The sequence below is a fragment of the Kineococcus esterisolvens genome, assembly GCF_050871405.1.
In the GTDB taxonomy this organism is placed as follows: domain Bacteria; phylum Actinomycetota; class Actinomycetes; order Actinomycetales; family Kineococcaceae; genus Kineococcus.
On sequence record NZ_JBJLRI010000046.1, the window covers coordinates 15,413 to 36,545 of the forward strand.

Below are 21,133 nucleotides of genomic sequence, written 5' to 3' on the forward strand. Positions count from 1 at the left end.
GCTGCGGCCCGTGGCCGTCATCCACCAGGCGCACCTGGTCCCGACGAAGCTCGAGCTCATCGCCCGCTGGCTGCCCTCGCAGCCGTGGTGCCCCGAGGGGGCGGGCGAGCCGGGAGCGGTGGGGGCCTACCGCTTCGACGACCCCGACGGCGAGGTGGGCCTGGAGGCCCACCTCGTGCGCGTCGCGGGGGTGCTCGTGCACGTCCCGCTGGCCTACCGGGGCGCGGAGCAGCCCGGGGCGGCCGACCGCCTCGTGGGCACGATGGAGCACTCCGTGCTGGGGCGGCGCTGGGTCTACGACGCCGGCGGGGACCCCGTGTTCGCGAGGGTGCTCACCGACGTGCTGGCCGGCCGCGCCCGGCAGGCGGTCCTGGTGGACCCCGCCGGCGCCCCGCTGCCCGCCCCGCTCGTGCGGGTCGCCGCGGGCGAGCCGGGGACCGGGCCCCTCGCCGGGCAGGTCACGACGGCTGCGGTGGGGGGTGCGCGGGTGGGCGTGGTGCGCGTCCTCGACGGGACCGCCGCGGCCCCCGCGGGCGCGTCCACCCTCGTCGGGACCTGGCCCGGCCAGGAGGGCCCCGCGCTGCTCGCCTGGACCGCCCCGACGCCCGCCCGGACCGCCTGACGCCCGCCGTCAGGCGTCCACTCCCCGGGCGTCCGGCGGCACCGCCTGCGCCGGCAGCTCGGCGGGGCGCAGCGCGGCCGTGAAGGACTCGGCGGTGGCCAGCACGGCGTCGGCGTGCCGGCGGCCCGGGTGGCGCCCGAAGCGCTCCGCCGGGCCGGAGACGGACACGGCGGCCACCACCCGCCCCGAGGGCCCGCGCACCGGCGCGCTGACCGAGGCCAGCCCCGGTTCGCGCTCGCCGCTGGAGTGCGCCCAGCCGCGCCGGCGCACCCCGGACAGCGTGGCGGCGTCGAAGCGGGCGCCCAGCAGCTCCACGGACAGCCGCTCGGGATCGTCCCAGGCGAGCAGCACCTGCGCGGCCGACCCGGCGGCCATCGTCATGGACGCGCCCACGGGCACGGTGTCGCGCAGGCCGTGCAGGCGGTCGGCGGCGGCGATGCACACCCGGTGCTCGCCGTGGCGGCGGTACAGCTGGGCGCTCTCGCCGGTGGTGTCGCGCAGGGCGGTCAGCAGCGGGCCGGCCACGGCCACGAGCCGGTCCTCCCCGGCGGCGGCGGCCAGCTCGGCGTGCCGGTCGCCCAGCACGAAGCGGCCCTGCAGGTCGCGCGCGACGAGGCGGTGGTGCTCCAGGGCGACGGCGAGGCGGTGGGCCGTGGGCCGTGCCAGGCCCGTGAGCGCCACCAGCTGCGCCAGGCTGGCCGGGCCCGCCTCCAGGGCGCTCAGCACGTGCACGGCCTTGTCCAGCACGCCGACTCCGCTACTCTTGTCCACGGAGCGATACTGGCGTCTCAAGGCTTGAGACGCAAGGACCGATGGACGTCCCGGCGCCGCAGCAGCGGCGCGGACGAGGGGAGAGCGACCGTGGGACGCACGCTGGCGCAGAAGGTGTGGGACGAGCACGTCGTCCGGCGCGGGCAGGACGGCGAGCCGGACCTGCTCTACATCGACCTGCACCTCCTGCACGAGGTCACCAGCCCGCAGGCCTTCGACGGCCTGCGCCTGGCCGGGCGCGGTGTGCGGCGCCTGGACCTGACGATCGCCACCGAGGACCACAACACCCCGACCGCGGACATCGACCGCCCGCTCTCGCTGCTGCAGGACCGCACCTCCGCCAAGCAGCTGGAGACGCTGCGCAGCAACTGCGCCGAGTTCGGCGTGCGCATCCACCCCCTCGGCGACGCCGAGCAGGGCATCGTCCACGTCGTCGGCCCGCAGCTGGGCCTCACCCAGCCCGGCATGACCGTGGTGTGCGGCGACTCGCACACCTCCACCCACGGCGCGTTCGGCTCGCTGGGCATGGGCATCGGCACGAGCGAGGTCGAGCACGTCCTGGCCACCCAGACGCTGCCGCTGAAGCCGTTCAAGACGATGGCCATCACGGTCAACGGCCGGCTCAAGCCCGGTACGACGGCCAAGGACGTCATCCTCGCCGTCATCGCGGAGATCGGGACCGGCGGCGGCCAGGGCTACGTCCTGGAGTACCGCGGCGAGGCGATCCGCGCCCTGTCCATGGAGGGCCGGATGACGATCTGCAACATGTCGATCGAGGCCGGTGCGCGCGCGGGCATGGTCGCCCCGGACGAGACCACGTTCGAGTACCTGAAGGGGCGTCCGCACGCCCCTCGGGGCGCGGACTGGGACGCGGCCGTGGAGCACTGGCGCACGCTGCGGACCGACGACGACGCCGAGTTCGACGCCGAGGTCGTCCTCGACGGTTCCGCGCTGGAACCCTTCGTCACCTGGGGCACCAACCCCGGCCAGGGCGTACCGCTGTCCGGGTCCGTGCCCGTCCCCGAGCAGATCGGCGATGACGGTGAGCGCCAGGGCGTCGAGCGCGCCCTCGAGTACATGGGCCTGGCCGGTGGCACCCCCATGCGCGAGATCCCCGTCGACACCGTCTTCATCGGCTCCTGCACCAACAGCCGCATCGAGGACCTCCGGGCCGCCGCCGAGGTGGTGCGCGGCCGCCGCAAGGCCGACGACGTGCGCGTCATGGTCGTCCCCGGCTCGGCGAAGGTGCGCCTGCAGGCCGAGGCCGAGGGCATCGACGTGGTCTTCAAGGAGTTCGGCGCCGACTGGCGCTTCGCCGGCTGCTCGATGTGCCTGGGCATGAACCCCGACCAGCTCGCGCCCGGCGAGCGCTGCGCGTCGACGTCGAACCGCAACTTCGAGGGCCGGCAGGGCAAGGGCGGGCGCACCCACCTCGTCAGCCCGCTGGTGGCCGCGGCGACCGCCGTGCGCGGCACGCTCAGCTCGCCGGCCGACCTCGAGCCCGTCGCCCGACCCGTCGCCTGAGAGCCTGAGGAGCCAACCGTGGAGAAGTTCACCGTCCACACCGGCGTGGGGGTCCCCCTGCGGCGCACGGACGTCGACACCGACCAGATCATCCCCGCCGTCTACCTCAAGCGCGTCACCAAGACCGGGTTCGAGGACGCCCTCTTCGCCGCCTGGCGCGGCGACCCGTCCTTCGTGCTCAACCAGGAGCCCTACCGCGCCGGCTCCGTGCTGGTGGCCGGCAAGGACTTCGGCACCGGGTCCAGCCGTGAGCACGCCGTCTGGGCGCTGCGCGACTACGGCTTCAAGGCGGTCCTCGCGCCCCGGTTCGGGGACATCTTCCGCGGCAACTCGGGCAAGCAGGGCCTGCTGGCCGCCGTCGTCGAGCAGAGCGACATCGAGCTCATCTGGAAGGCGCTGGAGGCCCACCCGGGCACCGAGGTGACCGTCGACCTGCTCGAGCAGGTCGTGCGCGTCGACGACTTCACCGCTCGCTTCCAGGTCGACTCCTCCATCCGGTGGCGGCTCCTGGAGGGGCTGGACGACATCAGCCTCACCCTGCGCCACGCCGACGCCATCACCGACTTCGAGTCGCGGCGGCCCTCCTTCAAGCCCGCCACGCTGCCCGCCCGCGCGGAGGCCTGACCCGCTGTCCGCGAAGGCCCCGATCCCCGCTGCGCCGCAGGGGGGACCGGGGCCTCGTCGTTCCCGACTCGCTGCGCCCCAACGGTTCACGAGGGTCGGGTGGTGGGCCTCGCCGCCGGGCGCTGCGTGCCGGAGCGTCCCGCAGCGGGCCCGCCGAACCCGCTGCGCCACAGCGGCCCCGCCCACCGCCGGGGCCGACTCGCTTGCGCCGCAACGGCTCGGCGCCGCGCGTCTGGTGGACGCCGGTGATCGCGGGTCGTACCGTTCCTCCCGTCGGGCTCCTGCTCGGCCGCGCGCGTACCGCCGCGCGAGTTGTGTCAGCACGGACGACACGGACCACCGGGAGGCCCTTCGTGAACAAGGCGGAACTGGTCGAGGCGCTCGAGACGCGCCTGGGCGGCAGGAAGCAGGCGACGGCGGCCGTGGAGGCCCTCGTCGAGACCATCACCGTGGCCGTCGCCAAGGGCGAGAAGGTCGCCATCAGCGGCTTCGGCACCTTCGAGAAGCAGGCGCGCAACGCCCGCACGGGGCGCAACCCGCGCACCGGCGAGGCCGTGAAGATCAAGAAGACCTCCGTGCCCCGGTTCCGCCCGGGAACCGCCTTCAAGGAGGTCGTCTCCGACAGCAAGGCGCTGCGCGCCTACGCCGCGTCCCTGAAGGAGAAGAACGGCGGTACCGCGGCCGCGGCGAAGAAGGCCGCGCCCGCGAAGACCGCGCCGGCCGCCACCACGGCCCCCGCGCCGGCCCGCAGCACCACGGCCCGCAGGGCCGCGAGCCCGGCGGCCACCACCCGCGCCACCACCGGCCGGGCCGCCACGCGCCCGGCCGCCGGCGCCGCGGCCAAGAAGGCGGCTCCCGCCAAGACGGCCGCCCCGGCCAAGACGGCCGCGCCGGTTCGCGCGACCACCGCGCGCCGGACGGCCAAGAAAGCCTGACGAGCGCTCCGACGAGCAGGCCCGCGCCGCGGCCCGGCCCGCGGCGCCCACGCGAACGCCCCCACCCGGGAACCCGGGCGGGGGCGTTCGCGTGAACCGGGCGGCTCAGTCGCGGAACGTCTCGATCCGCGCGCCCAGCGGGGTCAGCCGCTCGGCCAGCTGCTCGTAGCCGCGGGCGATGATGTCCACGTTGCGCAGCACCGAGGTGCCCTTGGCGGCCAGCATCGCCAGCAGCACGACCACCGCCGGGCGCAGCGCCGGCGGGCACAGCACCTCCGCGCCCGACCAGCGGGTCGGGCCCTCCACCAGCACCCGGTGCGGGTCCAGCAGCTTCACGCGCGCCCCCAGCCGGTTCAGTTCCGTCAGGTAGATGGCGCGGTTGTCGTAGACCCAGTCGTGGACGGTGGTGGAACCCTCCGCGCTCGCCGCGATGACCGCGAAGAACGGCAGGTTGTCGATGTTCAGGCCCGGGAACGGCATGGGGTGGACCTTGTCGATCGGCGCCTTCAGCGAGGAGGGGTGGACCGTGATGTCCACCAGCCGGGTGCGCCCGTTGGCCGCCGCGTACTCCTCGGACAGGTCGTAGTGCAGGCCCATCTCCTCCAGGATCGCCAGCTCGATCTCGAGGAACTCGATGGGCGCACGGGTGACCGTCAGCTCCGAGTGCGTGACGATCGCCGCGGTGAGCAGGCTCATGGCCTCCACCGGGTCCTCCGAGGGGGAGTAGTCCACGTCCACGGCGATGTCCGGTACGCCGTGCACGACGAGGGTCGTGGTGCCGATGCCCTCGATGCGCACCCCCAGCAGCTCCAGGAAGAAGCACAGGTCCTGGACCATGTAGTTCGGGCTGGCGTTGCGGATGGTGGTGACGCCGTCGGTGCGGGCCGCGGCCAGCAGCGCGTTCTCGGTGACGGTGTCGCCCCGCTCGGTCAGGACGATGGGGCGCTGCGGGCGCACCGAGCGGTCCACCACGGCGTGGTAGTGGCCGGTGGTCGCGGTGACCTGCAGCCCGAAGGGGCGCAGGGCCACCATGTGGGGCTCGACGGTGCGCGTGCCCAGGTCGCAGCCGCCGGCGTAGGGCAGCTGGAACTCCTCGTAGCGGTGCAGCAGCGGCCCCAGCATCATGATGATGCTGCGGGTGCGGCGCGCCGTCTCGGAGTCCATCGCGGCCAGGTCCAGCGCCTCCGGCACGTCCAGGACGAGGTCGGCGTCGTTGATCCACTCGTAGCGGACCCCGATGCTGCCCAGCACGTCGAGGATGCGGTGGATCTCCAGGATCCGCGCGACCCCCCGCAGCGTGGTGCGGCCGCGGTTCAGCAGGGCTGCGCACAGCAGCGCCACGCCGGCGTTCTTGCTGGACTTCACGGCGATGCTCCCGGAGAGCTGGGTGCCGCCGTGCACGCGCAGGTGGGTGGGGGCCGGTCGCCCGATCGAGACGAAGTCGTCCTGCAGGGCGTGGCCGACGCGCTGCAGCATGTCGATGGTGACGTTCTGCTGGCCCTGTTCCATGCGGTGCACCGCGCTCTGGGAGGTGCCCAGCCGCTCGGCCAGCTGGACCTGGGTCAGGCCGCGGTGCTTGCGAGCGTCACGGATGAGCGCGCCGATCTGGGTGAGGTGGTCACCCGTGGGCGGGGTCATCTGCTCGGTGGAGACTGCCATGAGCGCCACGGTATATCACATGTGAGATAAAGACCCGCAGGCCCGGCGCTGCGGCGTGTCCGCGCTGCCCTAGCGTGACACGCGTGCCGCCGTTCCCGTCCACCTCGTCCCCGCGTGTCGCCGTCCTCGGTGCCGGAGCCTGGGGCAGCGCGTTCGCCCTCGTCCTGGCCGACGCCGGCTGCCGCGTCACCCTGTGGGCACGCCGGGCCGAGGTGGCCGAGGAGGTCCGCACCCGCCGCACCAACAGCGCCTACCTCGGCGACGCGCCGCTGCCCGCCGCCGTGGACGCCACCACCGACGCCGCCCGCGCCCTGCACGGCGCCGACCTCGTCGTGCTCGCCGTCCCCCTGCAGCGGTTGCGCGCGCAGCTGACCGCCTGGCGCCCGCTGCTGCCGCACGTGCCGTTGCTGTGCCTCGCCAAGGGTGTCGAGACCGGCACCGGCCTGTTCGGCACCGAGGTCGTCGCCGAGGTCACCGGCGCCGGCCCCGAGCGGATCGCCGCCGTCTCCGGTCCCAACCTCGCCGCCGAGATCGCCCGCCGCGACCCCGCCGCCACCGTCGTCGCCTGCACCGCCGAGCCCACCGCGGCCCGGCTGGCGGCCGCGTGCACCTCGGCCGCCTTCCGCGCCGAGCCCACCGGCGACGTCATCGGCGTCGACGTCGCCGGAGCGGTGAAGAACGTCGTCGCCCTCGCCGTCGGCGTCGTCGAGGGCGCCGGGCACGGCGCCAACGCGCACGCCGCCGTCCTCACCCGCGGGCTGGCCGAGACCACCCGCCTCGGGCTCGCGCTGGGCGCACGGGCCTCCACCTTCGCCGGGCTCGCCGGCGTCGGCGACCTCGTCGCCACCTGCGGGTCGCCGCGTTCGCGCAACCACCGCGCCGGCCTGGCCCTGGGCCGCGGCGCGAGCCTGCAGCAGGCCCTCGCCGCGGCCGGCGGCACCGTCGAGGGCGTCACCTCGGCGCCCGCCGTCCTGCGGCGCGCGGCCACCGCCGGGGTCGAGCTGCCCCTGGTCGCCGAGGTCGCCGCGGCCGTCACCGCGGGCGCGGCCCCCGCCGGGCTGGTCGCCCGGCTGGTGGCCGGCTGAGGGGCCTGGAGGAGCCCGGTCAGCCGGCCGCGGCCGCCGCGGTGTCCAGCGCTCCGGACAGGTCCGCCCACAGGTCCTCGACGTCCTCCACGCCCACCGACAACCGCAGGAGCTCCGGCGGCACCACCGCCGGCTCACCCGCGTGCCGGCGGCGCCGCTCGATCAGCGACTCCACCCCGCCCAGGCTCGTGGCCGGCACCCACAGGCGGACCGCGTCGACCACCGCGTCGGCCGCCGCGGCGCCGCCGGCCACCTCGATCGAGACCAGGGCGCCGAAACCGCGCATCTGCGCGCGCGCCAGCTCGTGACCGGGGTCGGAGGGCAGGGAGGGGTGGCGCACCCGCGTCACCAGCGGGTGGGTGCCCAGCCGCACCGCGAGGTCGGCCGCGCTGCGCTGGGCGCGCTCCAGGCGCAGCGGCAGGGTCCGCAGCCCCCGCAGGGCCAGGAACGCCTCCATCGGGCCCGGGATCGCCCCGTGCAGGGTGCGCTGCCGCGTCAGCGCCGCCAGCAGCTCCTCCGAGCGGGTCACCACCGCCCCCAGCACCACGTCCGAGTGCCCCGACAGGAACTTCGTCACCGAGTGCACGACGACGTCCGCGCCCAGGTCCAGGGGGCGCTGCAGCAGCGGGGTGGCGAAGGTGTTGTCCACCACCACCAGCGCGCCGCGCTCGTGGCCCGCCGCCGCCAGCGCCGCCAGGTCCGCGACCTCCAGCAGGGGGTTCGTCGGCGACTCCAGCCACAGCAGGAGCGGCCCGGTGCCCGCCGCCAGGGCGGCGCGCACGCCCGCCACGTCCGTGACGTCCACGCGCTGCACCCGCGCCCTGCCCTGACCCGCCAGCAGGTCCAGCACCGCGTGGGTGCCGTTGTAGGCGCCGTGCGGCACCAGCACCGTCGCGTCGGCCGGCACCAGGTGCAGCGCGGCCGTCACCGCCGCCATCCCCGACGCGAACGTGCGCGCCGAGCCGCCCTCCAGCGTCCCCAGCGCCGTCTCCAGCGCCTCCCACGTGGGGTTGCCGAAGCGCCCGTAGCCCAGGCCGCCCTCACCCAGTGAGCCGCCGCCGACGTAGGTGGCGCTCAGCGAGACGGGGGTGTTCAGCTCGCTGCCCGCCGCGCGCGGGGGCCGGCCGGCCACCACGGCCAGGGTCTCGGGGGACAGCCCGCGGGGCCGGGCGGGGGATGCGGGGGAGCCGGGGGTCGGCGCGTCGTTCTCAGGCACGGACGCACCCAACCACACCACCGGTAGGGTTCCGGCCGGTGAGCACCCGGGTCAGCGTCAAGCCGCGCGTCGCCGTCCTCTTCGGCGGCCGTTCCTCAGAGCACGCCATCAGCTGCGTGACCGCGGCCGGCGTGCTCGCGGCGATCGACCGCGAGCGCTACGACGTGGTGCCCGTGGGCATCACCCGCTCCGGCCGGTGGGTGCTCGTGCCCGACGACCCCTCCCTGTTCGCCCTCGCCGACGGCAAGCTGCCCGAGGTGCCCGCCGCCGGCACCCGCGTGGTCCTGGCCCAGGAGGTCTCCGAGAAGGCGCTGCAGACCCTGGACGAGCCGCCCGCGGGCGTGGCGGTGCTGCAGCGCGTCGACGTCGTGCTGCCGCTGCTGCACGGCCCCTTCGGCGAGGACGGCACCCTGCAGGGCCTGCTCGAGCTGTCCGACACCCGCTACGTCGGCTCCGGCGTGCTCGCCTCCGCCGTCAGCATGGACAAGCAGGCCATGAAGGTCCTGCTGGAGGGCGCCGGCCTGCGGGTGGGGCCCTGGACCTCCTTCCACGCCCGGCGCTGGGCCGCCGACGAGGCCGGCTGCCGCGCGGCCGTCGACGCCCTCGGCTACCCCGTCTTCGTCAAACCTGCCCGCGCCGGCTCCAGCATCGGCATCACGAAGGTGCACGGGCCCCGGGGGCTGGCCCCCGCCGTGGCCGAGGCGGTCGCCCACGACCCCAAGGTCGTCGTCGAGGCCGCCGTCGCCGGCCGCGAGATCGAGTGCGGCGTCCTGGAGGACCTCGACGGCGGCGAGCCGCGCACCAGCCTGCCCGGGGAGGTCGAGGTCGTCGGCGGCCACGACTTCTACGACTTCGAGGCCAAGTACCTCGACTCCGGCAACGTGCGCCTGACCTGCCCGGCCGACCTGCCCGCCGACGTCGTGGCGGCCGTGCGGCGCACCGCCGCGCGGGTCTTCGAGGCGATGGGCGCAGAGGGCCTGGCCCGCGTCGACCTCTTCGTGGACCCCGCTCGCGGTGACGACGGCATCGTCGTCAACGAGATCAACACCATGCCCGGCTTCACCCCGCACTCGATGTTCCCGCGAGCGTGGGCCGCCACCGGCGTGGACTACCCCGACCTGGTGGACCACCTGCTGCAGCTGGCGCTGCGGCGGCCCACGGGCCTGCGCTGAGGCGCTCGCCTCACAGGCAGGTGCGCGTCTGCGGGATCGCCGACACCGCCGCCGCCAGGTCCACCAGCGGGGCGCTCGCGCTCGACGCCCGCAGCCCGGCGCCGAAGCGGACCGTGACCTCCACCGCCGGGTCCCGCCCGTAGGTGAGGAAGCGGACGGCGCGGTCGCTGCGGGCGTCCTGCACCCAGTCCACGGTCGTCGCCTCGTCCGGGCCCACCGGCAGGCACGGCTTCGTCGTCGGCCCGATCACCGCTGCGCCGCAGCGCAGCACCACCTGCTCCTCGCCCCACGAGGCCACCCCGGCGGCGCCCTGCGGGGTGCGGGCCAGGCCCTCCAGGGTGTCCGGCAACGCCTGCACCAGCTGCCCGCACGCCGGCTCCCCGCCCGCCGGGGCGGCCTCCACGCCGCCGCTGCCGGAGGTGAACGCCCACACCGACGCGCCCGTGAGCACGGCCACCGCGGTCGCCACGCCCACCCGCTGCCGGGCGCGCGAGGTGCCCGCGGGCGGTGTCCGCATCCCTGTCCGGGCCGGTGTCGGGGGCGGGGGGTCGGCGGGGGGCATCGCCGTTAGTGTGACCGGGCCGCGCGGCTGGGCGCGGGGCGGGCCCACGGGGGCCCGCCGACGCCGGCGGACGGGGGAGCGGTGCGGGTCCGGGACCTGGACGAGGCGGAGCTGCTGGCCCGGGTGCTGCCGCTGCTGCCGACGCGGGCGCTGCTGGGGCCCGGCGACGACGCCGCCGTGGTCGCCGCGCCCGACGCGCGGGTGGTGGCCACCACCGACGTGCTCGTGGAGGGGCGCGACTTCCGCCGCGACTGGTCCAGCGGCGCCGACGTGGGCTGGAAGGCCGTGGCCCAGAACGTCGCCGACGTGGCCGCCATGGGGGCCACGTGCAGCGGGCTGCTGCTGGCGCTGGGCCTGCCCGGCGACCTGGGGGTGGCCTGGGTGGAGGACTTCGCCGCCGGCGCCGCCGAAGCGTGCCGCGCACTGGGTGCCGTCGTCGTCGGCGGCGACCTGTCCGGCGCGGGCGAGGTCGTCGTCGCGGTCACCGCGCTGGGCGACCTCGCCGGGCGCGCACCCGTGCTGCGCTCCGGGGCGCGCCCGGGGGACGTCGTGGCGCTCACCGGCCGCCCGGGGCGCTCCGCCGCCGGGCTGGACCTGCTGCGCGCCGGCCGGCTCGAGGGCCCGGCGCCCGTGGCCGACCTGCTCGCCGCGCACCGCCGACCCGTGCCGCCGGTGTCCCTGGGGCCCGCCGCGGCCGCGGCCGGGGCCAGCGCGCTCATGGACGTCAGCGACGGGCTGCTGCGCGACGCCGGGCGCATCGCCGCCGCCAGCGGCGTCCGCCTCGACCTGCACGTGGCGGGCACCGCCCTGGGGGAGTCCGCCGCCGCGCTGGCCGCCGCCACGGGCGCCGGGGCGGACGTCGCAGGTGCTTGGGTCCTCACCGGTGGTGAGGACCACGGGCTGCTGGCCTGCTTCCCGCCCGGCGTCGAACCCCCGGAGGGTTTCCGCGCGGTCGGCCGCGTCGGACCCGCCGGGGAGCACCCCGTCCTCGTGGACGGCCGGCCGTGGTCGGGGCCCGGCCTCGGCTGGGACCACTTCCGCCGGGGCTGAGGCACCGCTGCCCCCGCCCGGGGCCCGGCGGGGCCGGACGCACCGCGGGGCCGGTCCGAACGGACCGGCCCCGCGGGGTCGTGCTGTTGCGCGAAGGGGTCAGCGCGTGACCTTGCCCGCCTTCAGGCAGGAGGTGCACACGTTGAGCCGCTTCGGCGAACCGTTCACGGTGGCCCGGATCCGCTGGATGTTCGGGAGCCACATGCGGTTGGTCCGCCGGTGCGAGTGCGAGACGCTCTTGCCGAAGCCAGGGCCCTTGGCGCAGACGTCGCAGGTGGCAGCCACGGGGTACTCCTGGGGTCGTGAGGGGTGGAGGAGCGACGACCCCGGTGGGGCGTCGACCGGTGCCGGGGATGCCCGGACACCGCCGTCCACCATAGCCGAGCCCCGGGCGTGGGGGCGAACCGGCGCACCTCCCCCGCGGGGAGCGCACCGCCCGCGCCGCTGCCCGTCCCTGTCGGCGACCCGCAGTAGCCTTCCGGGCGTGGACGAGCTGGACGCACCCCTGTCCAGTCGGCTGACGGCTCCCTCCGCGGCGCTGCTGGCCAAGGAGCTGGGGCTGGAGACCGTCCGCGACCTGCTGTGGCACCTGCCGCGCCGCTACGCCGAGCGCGGGCAGCTCACCCCGATCCGGCAGCTGACCGCGGGCGACGACGTGACGATCGTGGCGCAGGTCGTGCGCACCTCGCCCCCGCGGCGGATGCGCAACCGCGACGGCGCCCTGATGCAGGTCACCCTCGGCGACGGCCGCGACACGGTGGGCCTGACGTTCTTCGCGCGCAGCGTGCGGCAGTTCGCCCACCACGAGCGGCAGCTGCGCGAGGGGCGGCAGGTGCTGGCCTCCGGGCGCGTGGAGGTCTTCAACGGCGCCTGGCAGCTGGCCCGTCCCGACTACCAGCCCCTCGACGACGGGTCCGAGGACGCCGCAGCCCTCGCCGACCGCCCCATCCCGCTGTACCCGGCCACCGGCAAGGCCCCCAGCTGGAAGATCGCCAAGGCCGTGCAGACGGTGCTGGGCGTCACCGGGCAGGTGCCCGACGTGCTCCCGGGCGAGGTCGTCGCGCAGGCCGGGCTCCTGGACCCGCTGGCGGCGCTGAGGGCCGTGCACACCCCCCGCGACCGCGCCGACGTCGCGCGCGGGCAGCGGCGGCTGCGCTACGAGGAGGCGTTCGTCCTGCAGACCGCGCTGGCGCAGCGGCGGGCCAGCTCCGCGCGCGAGCGGGCCGTGCCCCGGGTGCGCCGCCCCGACGGCCTCGCCGCCGCCTTCGACGCGCGCCTGCCGTTCCCGCTGACCGGGGCCCAGGCCCGCGTGGGCGAGGAGATCGCCGCCGACCTCGCCCGCGCGCAGCCCATGCAGCGGCTGCTGCAGGGCGACGTCGGCTCCGGCAAGACCCTCGTGGCGCTGCGCGCCATGCTCACCGTCGTCGACGGCGGTGGGCAGGCGGCCCTGCTGGCCCCCACCGAGGTGCTCGCGGCCCAGCACCTGCGCTCCACCACCGCGGCCCTGGGCGACCTCGCCGCCGGCGGGCTGCTGGGCGGGCACGAGCTCGCCACCCGCGTGGTGCTGCTCACCGGCTCGATGGGCGCCGCCGCCCGCCGCGAGGCGCTGCTGGCCGCCGCGAGCGGCGAGGCGGGGATCGTCATCGGCACCCACGCCCTGCTCGAGGAGCACGTGCGCTTCGCCGACCTCGGCCTCGTCGTCGTCGACGAGCAGCACCGCTTCGGCGTGGAGCAGCGCGACGCGCTGCGCGCCAAGGCCGCCAGCGTCCCCCACCTGCTCGTCATGACCGCCACCCCCATCCCGCGCACCGTCGCCATGACCGTCTTCGGCGACCTGGAGACGTCCGTGCTCGACGAGCTGCCCCCCGGGCGCGCGGAGGTGACCACCGTCGCGGTGCCCATGCAGAACGAGGCGTGGGTGGACCGCGTGTGGCGGCGGGTGGCCGAGGAGGCCGCCCTGGGCCGGCAGGCGTACGTGGTGTGCGCGCGCATCGACGGCGACGACGCCGGCAAGGAGCCCGACGACGGCGGCGGGGACGAGCCGCCGCCCGACGACGGCGAGAAGCGCCGCCCGCCCCTGGCCGTCTCCGACGTCGTCGAGATCGTCCGGCGCCACCCCGCCACCGCGCACCTGCGCATCGAGGTCCTGCACGGCCGCCTGGCGCCGGCGGACAAGGACGACGTCATGCGCCGGTTCGCCGCCGGCGAGGTCGACGTCGTCGTGTCCACCACCGTCGTGGAGGTCGGCGTGGACGTGCCCAACGCCAGCGTCATGGTCGTCGTGGACGCCGACCGCTTCGGCGTCTCCCAGCTGCACCAGCTGCGCGGGCGCATCGGCCGCGGCGGTCTGCCGGGGACCTGCCTGCTCATGACGGAGGTCGCCGAGGGCTCCCCGGCCGGGCAGCGGCTGTCGGCGCTGGTGGCCACCCGCGACGGCTTCGAGCTGGCCCGCCTGGACCTGGAGCAGCGCCGCGAGGGCGACGTGCTGGGTGCGGCCCAGTCCGGCCGGCGTTCCTCCTTGCGGCTGCTGGGCGTGCTCAAGGACGCCGACGTCATCGCCGACGCCCGCGCCGCGGCGAGCGCGCTGGTCGCCGACGACCCCGACCTCGCCCGGCACCCCGCGCTCGCGGCGGCCGTCGCCGACCGCGTCAGCGGCGAGACCGAGCGCTTCCTGGAGCGCGCGTGAGCGCACCCGGCGGGCCCGGCGGGCGCGCGGGCCGCGGCGGTGGCGCGCTGCTCGAGCTGGACGGGCTCGTCGTCGGCTACGGGCGGCCGGTGTGCGCCCCGGTCAGCGTGCGCGTCGCCGCCGGGGAGGCCGTCTGCCTCGTCGGGGCCAACGGCGCGGGCAAGTCCACCGTGCTGCGCGCCGTCGCCGGGCTGCTGGAGCCCCTCGCCGGCGAGGTGCGGCTGCGCGGGGAGCCCGTGGACGAGCGCCGCGCCGCGTTCCGCCGCCAGGTCGCCTCCGTGTTCGACGAGGACGCCTGGTTCGGCGAGCTGTCGGTGGCCGAGCACCTGGAACTGGTGGCGCGCGGGCACGGCGTGCGCGACGTGCAGGCCGTCGTGGACGCCGAGCTGGCCGCCCAGCGCCTCACCGGCGCCGCCGACCAGCTGCCCGTCTCGCTGTCCAGCGGGCAGAAGCGGCGGCTGCTGCTGGCCGCCGCGCTCGTGCGGCCCAGGGCGCTCCTGCTGCTGGACGAGCCCGAGCAGCGGCTGGACCCCCCGGGCCGCGAGGCCCTGGCGCAGCGCCTGACCGACGAGCGCGACGCCGGCACCGCGCTGCTGGTCGCCACCCACGACGTCGTGCTGCTGCGCCGCCTCGCCGACCGCGCGGTCGTCGTGGACGACGCACCCGCCGGCGGGACGGACGGGCGGGGGGTGGCCGCCGCGGCGCCGTGCCGGGTGGTGGACGCCGAGGAGGCGGCGCGCGTCGTCAGCGCCCCGGGCCCGTGACGGCCGCCCCCGGATCCCCGCTGCCCGGCCCCGCCGCCGGCGCGCCCCTGCCCGGCCGGCGCGAGCTGGTGCGCGAGGCGGCGCCGACCCGCTCGGCGCGCGGGCTCCGTGCCACCCTCGCCGACGCGTACACGACCCTGCTGCAGGCCGGCATCGCCGCGCTGCTCCTGCTGGGGGCCAGCTCCTCGCTGCGCGGCGCCCTGCAGCGGGGCCTGGCCGCGCCCGGCGGCGGGCCGGGACCGGCGCCGGCCGTCCCGGCGGTGCTGACCTGCGCGGGCCTGGCCTGCTGCGTCCTGCTGCTGGGACTGGCGGCGCTGTGCCGGCTGGGGCCGGTGAGCCTGAGCGCACCCCGCACCGCCTGGTGGGCCTCCCTGCCGGTGCCCCGCGAGCAACTGCTGCGACCGGTGCTGAGGGGCCGGGCCCTGCTCGCGGCCGCGGTGGGCGCACTCGTCGTGACGTGGGCGGCGTCCCTGGCCCTGGGCGTCGCCGGGGACCTCACCGCCGCGACGCTGCCCGCGCTCGCGGGCGGCGCCGTGCTGGGGGCGGCGGGCGCCGCCGCGGGGTACGCGCTGGTGGCCGGGCCCGCCGTGCGCGGCGACGTCGACGGCCTGCTGCGCACCGCCACCGGCCTGGACGCCGCGGCCGCCGGGGTCGTGCTGGCCCTGGCCGCCGGCGCGCTGGCGGGGGTGCCGGTGGACGCCGTGCCCCCGTCCGTCCTGCCGGTGCCGGCCGCCTGCGCCGCCGTCGTGGCGGTCGTCGTGCTCTCCACGGCCGGCCGCCGCCACCTGCGCGCCGCCGGCCGCACCCCCTCGGCCTCGCTGCGGCGCGGTGCGGCACGGCTGGAGCGGCTGACGGCGTCCGCGCTGCAGGTCGACCTGCGCGAGGTGGGCCGGGCGCTGGCCGCCGACGGGCCCGGGCGGGTGCGCCCGGGCCGACGCCCCCCGGGTGCCCGCGCCCCGTGGGTGCGCGGTCCGGTCGGAGCGGTGCTGGCCGCGGACGCGCGGTTGCTGCGCCGTCAGCCGCGCCGCGTCGCCACGGCCGCGGTGCTGGCGCTGGTGCCCTTCGTCGTGGCCGCCGGCACCTCGGCGCACCGCGGGGCCGTGGCGGTGCTGCTGTGGGCGGCCGGGTACGCGGCGGCCACCACGCTGGCCGAGGCGGTGCGCGGTGGCGCCCTGGCCCCCGCGGCGGCCCGCGCCCTGCCGGTCTCCGCGGGGCGCCTGCTGGTGGTGCGCTGGGTGCCCGTCGCCGCGGCGAGCGCGCTGTGGGGGTCGGTCGCGGTGCCGCTGGCGGCCACCACGTCCGGCCTGGTGCACGCCGGGACGGGCACCGGGTGGACCTCCTGGGCCCTGCTGGGTGCGCTGACCGGCCCCGCCTGGGCGGCCGCGGCCGTGCGCGGGGCCCTGCGGCCCGACCCCGACCACGCCCGCCCGGCGATCGCCACCCCGGCCGGCCCCGTCTCGCCGGGCGCCGCAGCGGCGGTGAGCACCGGACCGGACCTGGCGGCGGTGGCCACGCTGCCCGTGCTGCTCGCGCTGCTGGCCCGCGGCGCACCCGGACCGGCGCTGGCCGGGCAGCTGGCGGTGACGGCCCTGGTGGTCGTGGTGGGGTGGGCCTACGCCGCGCACCGCGCGCGGCGGCTGTCGTGACGCGCGCGGTGCGCGCGGGGGAGGGGGCGCGGTGACGCGCATCGTGGCCGGCGCGGCCGGTGGCCGGCGTTTGAGGGTGCCGCCCGGGGACACCACCCGGCCCACCAGCGACCGGGTGCGCGAGGCGCTGTTCTCCGCCCTGGAGGCCGCCGGGGCGGTGGACGGTGCGCGGGTGCTGGACCTGTACGCCGGCTCCGGCGCGCTGGGGCTGGAGGCCGCCAGCCGCGGCGCGCGGGAGGTGGTGCTCGTCGAGGCCGCCCGCGCGGCCGCGCAGACCGCCCGCGCCAACGCGGGTGCCCTGGACATGCCCGGTGTGCGCGTGGAGCACGAGCGCGCCGAGCGCTTCCTCGCGAGTCCCCGCGCGGCGGGCGGGGGCGGCTGGGACCTGGTCCTGGTGGACCCCCCGTACGCGGTGGACGAGGACGCGCTGGCCCGCGTGCTCAGCGCGCTGGAGCCGCTGCTGGCCGAGGGCGCCACCGTCGTCGTGGAGCGCTCCGCGCGCAGCCCCGAGCCGCGCTGGCCCGCCGGGTGGCCCGGTGCCCGCCAGCGCCGCTACGGCGAGACGAGCGTGTGGACGGTGCGCCGGTAACGTGCGCGCCGTGCCCCCCGTGCCCGACGCGACCCCTCCCGGCGCGGCGGCCGTGCGCCGCTGCGTGTGCCCCGGCAGCTTCGACCCGGTGACCCTGGGCCACCTCGACGTGGTGCTGCGCGCCGCGGACCTCTTCGACGTCGTCCACGTGGGCGTGGCCGTCAACCCCGCCAAGCGGGGCCTGTTCGACGGTCCGGAGCGGGTCGAGCTGGTCCGCGCCGCCCTGGCGGCCACCGGTGACGCGCGCGCCGCGCGGGTGGAGGTGGAGGAGTTCGCCGACGGCCTGCTCGTCGACCACTGCCGCCGCCTGGGCGCGCCCGTGGCGGTCAAGGGCCTGCGCGGGGGCACGGACTACGCCTACGAGCTGCCGATGGCGCTGATGAACCGCCACCTGGCGGGCGTGGAGACGGTCTTCCTCGTGGGCGACCCGCGCTTCGAGCACGTCTCCTCCAGCCTGGTCAAGGAGGTCGCCCGCCACGGCGGGGACGTCTCGGGACTGGTGCCGGAGGCGGTCCGCGTCGCGCTGCTGCACCGCCTGGGCGGGCCGGTGCGCGAGGATGAGCCCCGGCCGCCGCGAGGAGCGGCCGGTGGACCCTCTGGAGGCAGGTAGTCGTGGAAGTGCACGAGAAGCTCGGCGAGCTCGCCGCGCTCGTGTCCGGGGCGCGGGCGGTGCCCCTGTCGTCGTCCGTGGTGGTGGACCGCGAGCAGCTGCTCCGGCTCGTCTCGGAGGTGCGGCGCCTGCTGCCGGCGGAGGTCCAGCAGGCCGGTGACGTGCTGGCCCAGCGCGACGAGGTCCTGGAGTCCGCGCGCGCCGAGGCCGAGCGGCTGGTCTCGCGGGCGCGGGCCGAGGCCGAGGAGCTGACCGAGTCGCAGGCCGTCACCCGCGCCGCCCGTGAGCGCGCCGAGCACATCGTGGCCACGGCGCGCGAGGAGGCCAAGCGGCTGCGCCTGGACGCCGACGCCTGGTGCGACGGCAAGCTCGGCGACTTCGAGGAGGAGCTGGAGCGCCTGCAGCAGCAGGCCCGCCGCGGCCGCGACCGGCTGAAGGTGCGCGCGCCCGAGCAGGACGGGGCCGACGCGCAGGAGCAGGAGCGGGGGACGGAGCCCGCGGCGGCAGGCGCCCACCCGGCCCCCCGGCCCGGCCGGGAGGGCTGAGCTCCCGCCCGGCTGCGCTGCGAGCGAGCGCGATTCGTTGCCGGACGCCTGCCTCGGCTACCCTTGACCCCGGCCTCGACGCTGGTGAGCGCCACCACCCCGTGGCACCCGTGCCGGTGGGGGTGGGGACGACCACGGGCGGCGGGGCCGCGTGGTGCTCCGTACCGGTGCGCCGCGGCGGTGCAGCGAACGCGTGGGAGGCAGGGCAAGTGGTCAAGGTGCAAGAGGGTCGGCTGGACCCCGGCGCCCCGCTCGTGCTGTCCACCCACGAGCTCGGCAGGCGCCCCGGCACGATGCGCACCCTTCAGCGCACCGTGCCCGCCCCGGCGGACCTGGGCATCGCCGTCATCGGCGTCCCCGAAGGCAGCGAGCTCGAGCTGGACCTGCGCATGGAGGCCGTGATGGAGGGCGTGCTGGTCTCCGGCACCGTCCGCGGCCGCGCCGTGGGCGAGTGCGTGCGCTGCCTGACCGAGGTGACCGAGGACGTCGAGGTCGAGGTGCAGGAGCTGTTCGCCTACCCCGGCAAGACGCCCGCCGAGGTCGCCGAGGACGACGACGAGGTCCGCGAGGTCGCTCCCGGCGAGCTCGTCGACCTCGAGCCCGCGGTGCGCGACGCGATCGTGCTGGAGTTGCCGTTCCAGCCCGAGTGCGACGGCCCGTGCCAGCAGGACTACGAGATCGGCGTCTCCGAGCGCACGCCCGGCGGCACCGAGGACACCGAAGAGCCGGCGGACCCCCGGTGGGCCGCCCTGCAGGGCCTGCTCGAGCAGCAGCCCGGCCAGAACCCGTCCGACCCGAGAGAGAAGAGCTGATCGTGGCCGTCCCGAAGCGGAAGATGTCCCGCAGCAACACGCGGTCGCGCCGCGCCCAGTGGAAGGCGTCCGAGGAGACGCTGACCCGCACCGTGCAGCGCGGCCAGGTCGCCTACCAGCGCCCGCACACCGCGCGCGTCGTGACCGACTCCGCCGGCACCCCCCTGTACCTGGAGTACAAGGGCCGCAAGGTCAAGGACCTCTGAGCTGACCGCTCAACAGGACCGCGCCACCCGGCCGGGCGACGTCGGCGACGTCGCCCGGCTGGTGGGTGCCCTCGGCGTCGCCATCGACGCCGACCTGCTGGTGCAGGCGCTGACCCACCGCTCGTACGCCTACGAGCACGGCGGTCTGCCCACGAACGAGCGGCTGGAGTTCCTCGGCGACTCCGTGCTCGGGCTCGTCGTCACCGACAGCCTCTACCACCGCCACCCGGACGTCTCCGAGGGGCGGCTGGCGAAGCTGCGCGCGGCCGTGGTGAACTCCCGCGCCCTGGCGGAGATCGCCCGGGGCCTGGACCTGGGTGCCCACGTGCGCCTGGGCAAGGGGGAGGAGACCACCGGCGGGCGCGACAAGTCCTCCATCCTGGCCGACACGATGGAGGCCGTCATCGGCGCCGCCTACCTCTCGGTGGGCCTGGAAGCCGCACGCGAGTTCGTGCTGCGCCTGACCGCGGGCGTCCTGGAGTCCTCCGAGCGCCTGGGCGCCGGCACCGACTGGAAGACGGCCCTGCAGGAGCTGACAGCCGCCTCCGGGCTGGGCGTCCCCTCCTACGCCATCACCGACTCCGGCCCCGACCACGCCAAGAGCTTCGCGGCCGACGCCGTCGTCGGTGGCAGCGTCCTGGGCCACGGCGAGGGCCGCAGCAAGAAGGAGGCGGAGCAGAAGGCCGCCGCCACGGCCGTGCAGGCCCTGCAGGAGGCGCAGGCCGCGCACGCCGTCCGCTCCGGCGGCTGAGGCCGCGTGCCGGAGCTCCCCGAGGTCGAGGTCGTGCGCCGGGGCCTGGCCCGCTGGGTGGCCGGCCGCCGCGTGCGCCAGACGCAGCTGCTGCACCCGCGGGTGGCCCGCCGCCACGCCGCCGGTCCCGCCGACGCCGTGGCCCGGCTGGACGGTCTGGTCCTGGCCGATGCCGTGCGGCGCGGCAAGTACCTTTGGCTGCCGCTGGCGGACCCGCAGCGCGGCGCGGCGGCCGAGGCCCTCGTCGTGCACCTGGGGATGAGCGGGCAGCTGCTCGTGGAGGCCGAGGACGCTCCCGAGGAGAAGCACCTGCGCGCCCGCTGGCGCTTCCACGACGACCCCGTGCCGCCGGACGCCGTCGGCACCGAGCTGCGGTTCGTGGACCAGCGCACCTTCGGCGGCCTCGCCGTCGTCCCCCTGGTCCCCGCTCCCGACGGCGGTCCCGGCGGGCTGGGGGAGCACCCGGACGCCGCGTGGGCGCGCTCCCTGCCGGAGCCGGTGGCGCACATCGCCCGCGACCCGCTGGACCCCGCCTTCGACGACGACGCCCTCACCCGGCGCCTGCGCGAGCGCAGCACCGGGGTCAAGCGCGCCCTGCTGGACCAGTCGCTCGTGTCCGGGGTGGGCAACATCTACGCCGACGAGGCGCTGTGGCGGGCCCGGCTGCACTACGACCGGCCCACCCGCGGGTTGCGCCCGGCGCAGGTGCGGGTGCTGCTCGGAGCGCTGCGCGAGGTCATGACGGCCGCGCTGGCCGCCGGCGGGACGAGCTTCGACTCCCTGTACGTCAACGTCAACGGCGCCAGCGGTTACTTCGACCGGTCCCTGGCGGTGTACGGGCGCGCCGGGCACCCGTGCCCGCGCTGCGCCACGCCGGTGCGCCGCGACGCCTTCATGAACCGCTCGTCGTTCACCTGCCCGGCGTGCCAGCCGCGGCCGCGCACCGCCACCGCCTGAGCACCCGCCCGGCGACCCGCCGGGCCCGGCGGTGGAGCGGGCCCGCCTACGCTGCCCGCCGTGGACGACGCACCCGCCGAGCGGCTGACCGCCTTCGTCTCCGGAGCCGTGCAGGGCGTCGGCTTCCGGTGGTGGACGCGTTCGCAGGCCCTGCAGCTGGGGCTGGCCGGGCGGGCGGTCAACAAGCCCGACGGCCGCGTGGAGGTCGTCGCGGAGGGGGGCCGACCGGCGCTGGAGCAGCTGCTGGACCGGGGGGGGGGGGGGGCGGGGGGGGGGGGGGGGGGGGGGCGGGGGGGGGGGGGGGGGGGGGGGGGGTGGGTGGGGCGGGGGGTGTGCGGGGTGCTGAA

The 21,133-nt window shown here is 77.2% G+C and carries 23 protein-coding genes; 18 read left to right on the plus strand and 5 right to left on the minus strand.

Going from position 1 to position 21,133, the window contains the following annotated elements:
* The first annotated feature begins 10 nt into the window (after positions 1-10).
* The gene (locus ACRYR8_RS14280; protein ID WP_432485210.1) at positions 11-622 is read left to right on the plus strand and encodes a maltokinase N-terminal cap-like domain-containing protein; all 612 of its coding nucleotides are present in this window, start codon (positions 11-13) and stop codon (positions 620-622) included.
* 9 nt (positions 623-631) lie between these two features.
* Here the strand turns inward: ACRYR8_RS14280 and ACRYR8_RS14285 are convergent, their stop codons facing one another.
* Positions 632-1,393, minus strand: coding sequence for an IclR family transcriptional regulator (locus ACRYR8_RS14285; RefSeq protein ID WP_432485211.1), 762 nt, complete (start codon positions 1,391-1,393; stop codon positions 632-634).
* 90 nt (positions 1,394-1,483) lie between these two features.
* On the opposite strand from ACRYR8_RS14285, the gene leuC reads away from it, so the two are divergent.
* The 3 genes from leuC (at position 1,484) to ACRYR8_RS14300 (ending at position 4,476) form a co-directional block, all read left to right on the plus strand.
* Positions 1,484-2,917, plus strand: coding sequence for a 3-isopropylmalate dehydratase large subunit (leuC, locus tag ACRYR8_RS14290; protein WP_432485212.1), 1,434 nt, complete (start codon positions 1,484-1,486; stop codon positions 2,915-2,917).
* A gap of 18 nt (positions 2,918-2,935) precedes the next feature.
* The gene (gene leuD / locus ACRYR8_RS14295; RefSeq protein WP_432485213.1) at positions 2,936-3,541 is read left to right on the plus strand and encodes a 3-isopropylmalate dehydratase small subunit; all 606 of its coding nucleotides are present in this window, start codon (positions 2,936-2,938) and stop codon (positions 3,539-3,541) included.
* 353 nt (positions 3,542-3,894) lie between these two features.
* Positions 3,895-4,476 (plus strand): HU family DNA-binding protein, encoded by a 582-nt coding sequence (locus ACRYR8_RS14300; protein WP_432485214.1) that lies wholly within the window; start codon positions 3,895-3,897, stop codon positions 4,474-4,476.
* Between the two features lie 105 nt (positions 4,477-4,581).
* Here ACRYR8_RS14300 and ACRYR8_RS14305 read toward each other — a convergent pair whose 3' ends face one another.
* Positions 4,582-6,114, minus strand: coding sequence for a type II toxin-antitoxin system RelB family anti-toxin (locus ACRYR8_RS14305; RefSeq protein ID WP_432485236.1), 1,533 nt, complete (start codon positions 6,112-6,114; stop codon positions 4,582-4,584).
* Between the two features lie 104 nt (positions 6,115-6,218).
* Here ACRYR8_RS14305 and ACRYR8_RS14310 point away from each other — a divergent pair, with 104 nt between their 5' ends.
* On the plus strand, positions 6,219-7,220 hold the full coding sequence (locus ACRYR8_RS14310; RefSeq protein ID WP_432485215.1) for an NAD(P)H-dependent glycerol-3-phosphate dehydrogenase: 1,002 nt from the start codon (positions 6,219-6,221) through the stop codon (positions 7,218-7,220).
* A gap of 19 nt (positions 7,221-7,239) precedes the next feature.
* Here the strand turns inward: ACRYR8_RS14310 and ACRYR8_RS14315 are convergent, their stop codons facing one another.
* A complete protein-coding gene (locus tag ACRYR8_RS14315; protein ID WP_432485217.1) occupies positions 7,240-8,436 on the minus strand; it encodes a trans-sulfuration enzyme family protein in 1,197 nt (398 codons plus the stop codon).
* Positions 8,437-8,474: 38 nt separating this feature from the next.
* Between ACRYR8_RS14315 and ACRYR8_RS14320 the strand changes: the two genes are divergently transcribed.
* Positions 8,475-9,608: a D-alanine--D-alanine ligase family protein gene (locus tag ACRYR8_RS14320; protein WP_432485218.1), complete on the plus strand. Its 1,134-nt coding sequence runs from the start codon at positions 8,475-8,477 to the stop codon at positions 9,606-9,608.
* 10 nt (positions 9,609-9,618) lie between these two features.
* Here the strand turns inward: ACRYR8_RS14320 and ACRYR8_RS14325 are convergent, their stop codons facing one another.
* The gene (locus tag ACRYR8_RS14325; protein WP_432485219.1) at positions 9,619-10,077 is read right to left on the minus strand and encodes a DUF3515 family protein; all 459 of its coding nucleotides are present in this window, start codon (positions 10,075-10,077) and stop codon (positions 9,619-9,621) included.
* Between the two features lie 174 nt (positions 10,078-10,251).
* On the opposite strand from ACRYR8_RS14325, the gene ACRYR8_RS14330 reads away from it, so the two are divergent.
* Complete coding sequence (locus tag ACRYR8_RS14330) at positions 10,252-11,220, plus strand: thiamine-phosphate kinase (RefSeq protein WP_432485220.1); 969 nt, start codon at positions 10,252-10,254, stop codon at positions 11,218-11,220.
* 99 nt (positions 11,221-11,319) lie between these two features.
* Here the strand turns inward: ACRYR8_RS14330 and rpmB are convergent, their stop codons facing one another.
* On the minus strand, positions 11,320-11,505 hold the full coding sequence (rpmB, locus tag ACRYR8_RS14335; protein WP_012084282.1) for a 50S ribosomal protein L28: 186 nt from the start codon (positions 11,503-11,505) through the stop codon (positions 11,320-11,322).
* Positions 11,506-11,704: 199 nt separating this feature from the next.
* Between rpmB and ACRYR8_RS14340 the strand changes: the two genes are divergently transcribed.
* From ACRYR8_RS14340 to ACRYR8_RS14390, 11 genes are all read left to right on the plus strand, one after another.
* Positions 11,705-13,906, plus strand: a complete 2,202-nt coding sequence (locus ACRYR8_RS14340) for an ATP-dependent DNA helicase RecG (RefSeq protein WP_432485222.1) — start codon at positions 11,705-11,707, stop codon at positions 13,904-13,906.
* A complete protein-coding gene (locus tag ACRYR8_RS14345; RefSeq protein WP_432485223.1) occupies positions 13,903-14,670 on the plus strand; it encodes an ABC transporter ATP-binding protein in 768 nt (255 codons plus the stop codon). Before ACRYR8_RS14340 ends, ACRYR8_RS14345 begins: the two co-directional genes overlap by 4 nt.
* Positions 14,667-16,316: a DUF6297 family protein gene (locus ACRYR8_RS14350; RefSeq protein WP_432485225.1), complete on the plus strand. Its 1,650-nt coding sequence runs from the start codon at positions 14,667-14,669 to the stop codon at positions 16,314-16,316. The genes ACRYR8_RS14345 and ACRYR8_RS14350 overlap by 4 nt, the downstream gene beginning before the upstream one ends.
* Positions 16,317-16,347: 31 nt before the next feature.
* Positions 16,348-16,905 (plus strand): 16S rRNA (guanine(966)-N(2))-methyltransferase RsmD, encoded by a 558-nt coding sequence (gene rsmD / locus ACRYR8_RS14355; RefSeq protein ID WP_432485226.1) that lies wholly within the window; start codon positions 16,348-16,350, stop codon positions 16,903-16,905.
* A gap of 10 nt (positions 16,906-16,915) precedes the next feature.
* Complete coding sequence (coaD, locus tag ACRYR8_RS14360) at positions 16,916-17,515, plus strand: pantetheine-phosphate adenylyltransferase (protein ID WP_432485227.1); 600 nt, start codon at positions 16,916-16,918, stop codon at positions 17,513-17,515.
* Between the two features lie 2 nt (positions 17,516-17,517).
* Entirely contained in the window at positions 17,518-18,060 is a 543-nt protein-coding gene (locus tag ACRYR8_RS14365; protein ID WP_432485228.1) for an ATP synthase subunit B family protein, read from the plus strand.
* Between the two features lie 218 nt (positions 18,061-18,278).
* Entirely contained in the window at positions 18,279-18,872 is a 594-nt protein-coding gene (locus ACRYR8_RS14370; RefSeq protein ID WP_432485237.1) for a YceD family protein, read from the plus strand.
* A 2-nt stretch (positions 18,873-18,874) separates the two neighbouring features.
* Positions 18,875-19,078, plus strand: coding sequence for a 50S ribosomal protein L32 (rpmF, locus tag ACRYR8_RS14375; protein WP_166611797.1), 204 nt, complete (start codon positions 18,875-18,877; stop codon positions 19,076-19,078).
* Between the two features lie 61 nt (positions 19,079-19,139).
* On the plus strand, positions 19,140-19,829 hold the full coding sequence (rnc, locus tag ACRYR8_RS14380) for a ribonuclease III (protein WP_432485229.1): 690 nt from the start codon (positions 19,140-19,142) through the stop codon (positions 19,827-19,829).
* A 6-nt stretch (positions 19,830-19,835) separates the two neighbouring features.
* Positions 19,836-20,786: a bifunctional DNA-formamidopyrimidine glycosylase/DNA-(apurinic or apyrimidinic site) lyase gene (gene mutM / locus ACRYR8_RS14385; RefSeq protein WP_432485230.1), complete on the plus strand. Its 951-nt coding sequence runs from the start codon at positions 19,836-19,838 to the stop codon at positions 20,784-20,786.
* Positions 20,787-20,846: 60 nt separating this feature from the next.
* Positions 20,847-21,133: acylphosphatase (locus ACRYR8_RS14390; RefSeq protein WP_432485232.1), on the plus strand; the 287-nt coding region annotated here is incomplete at its 3' end.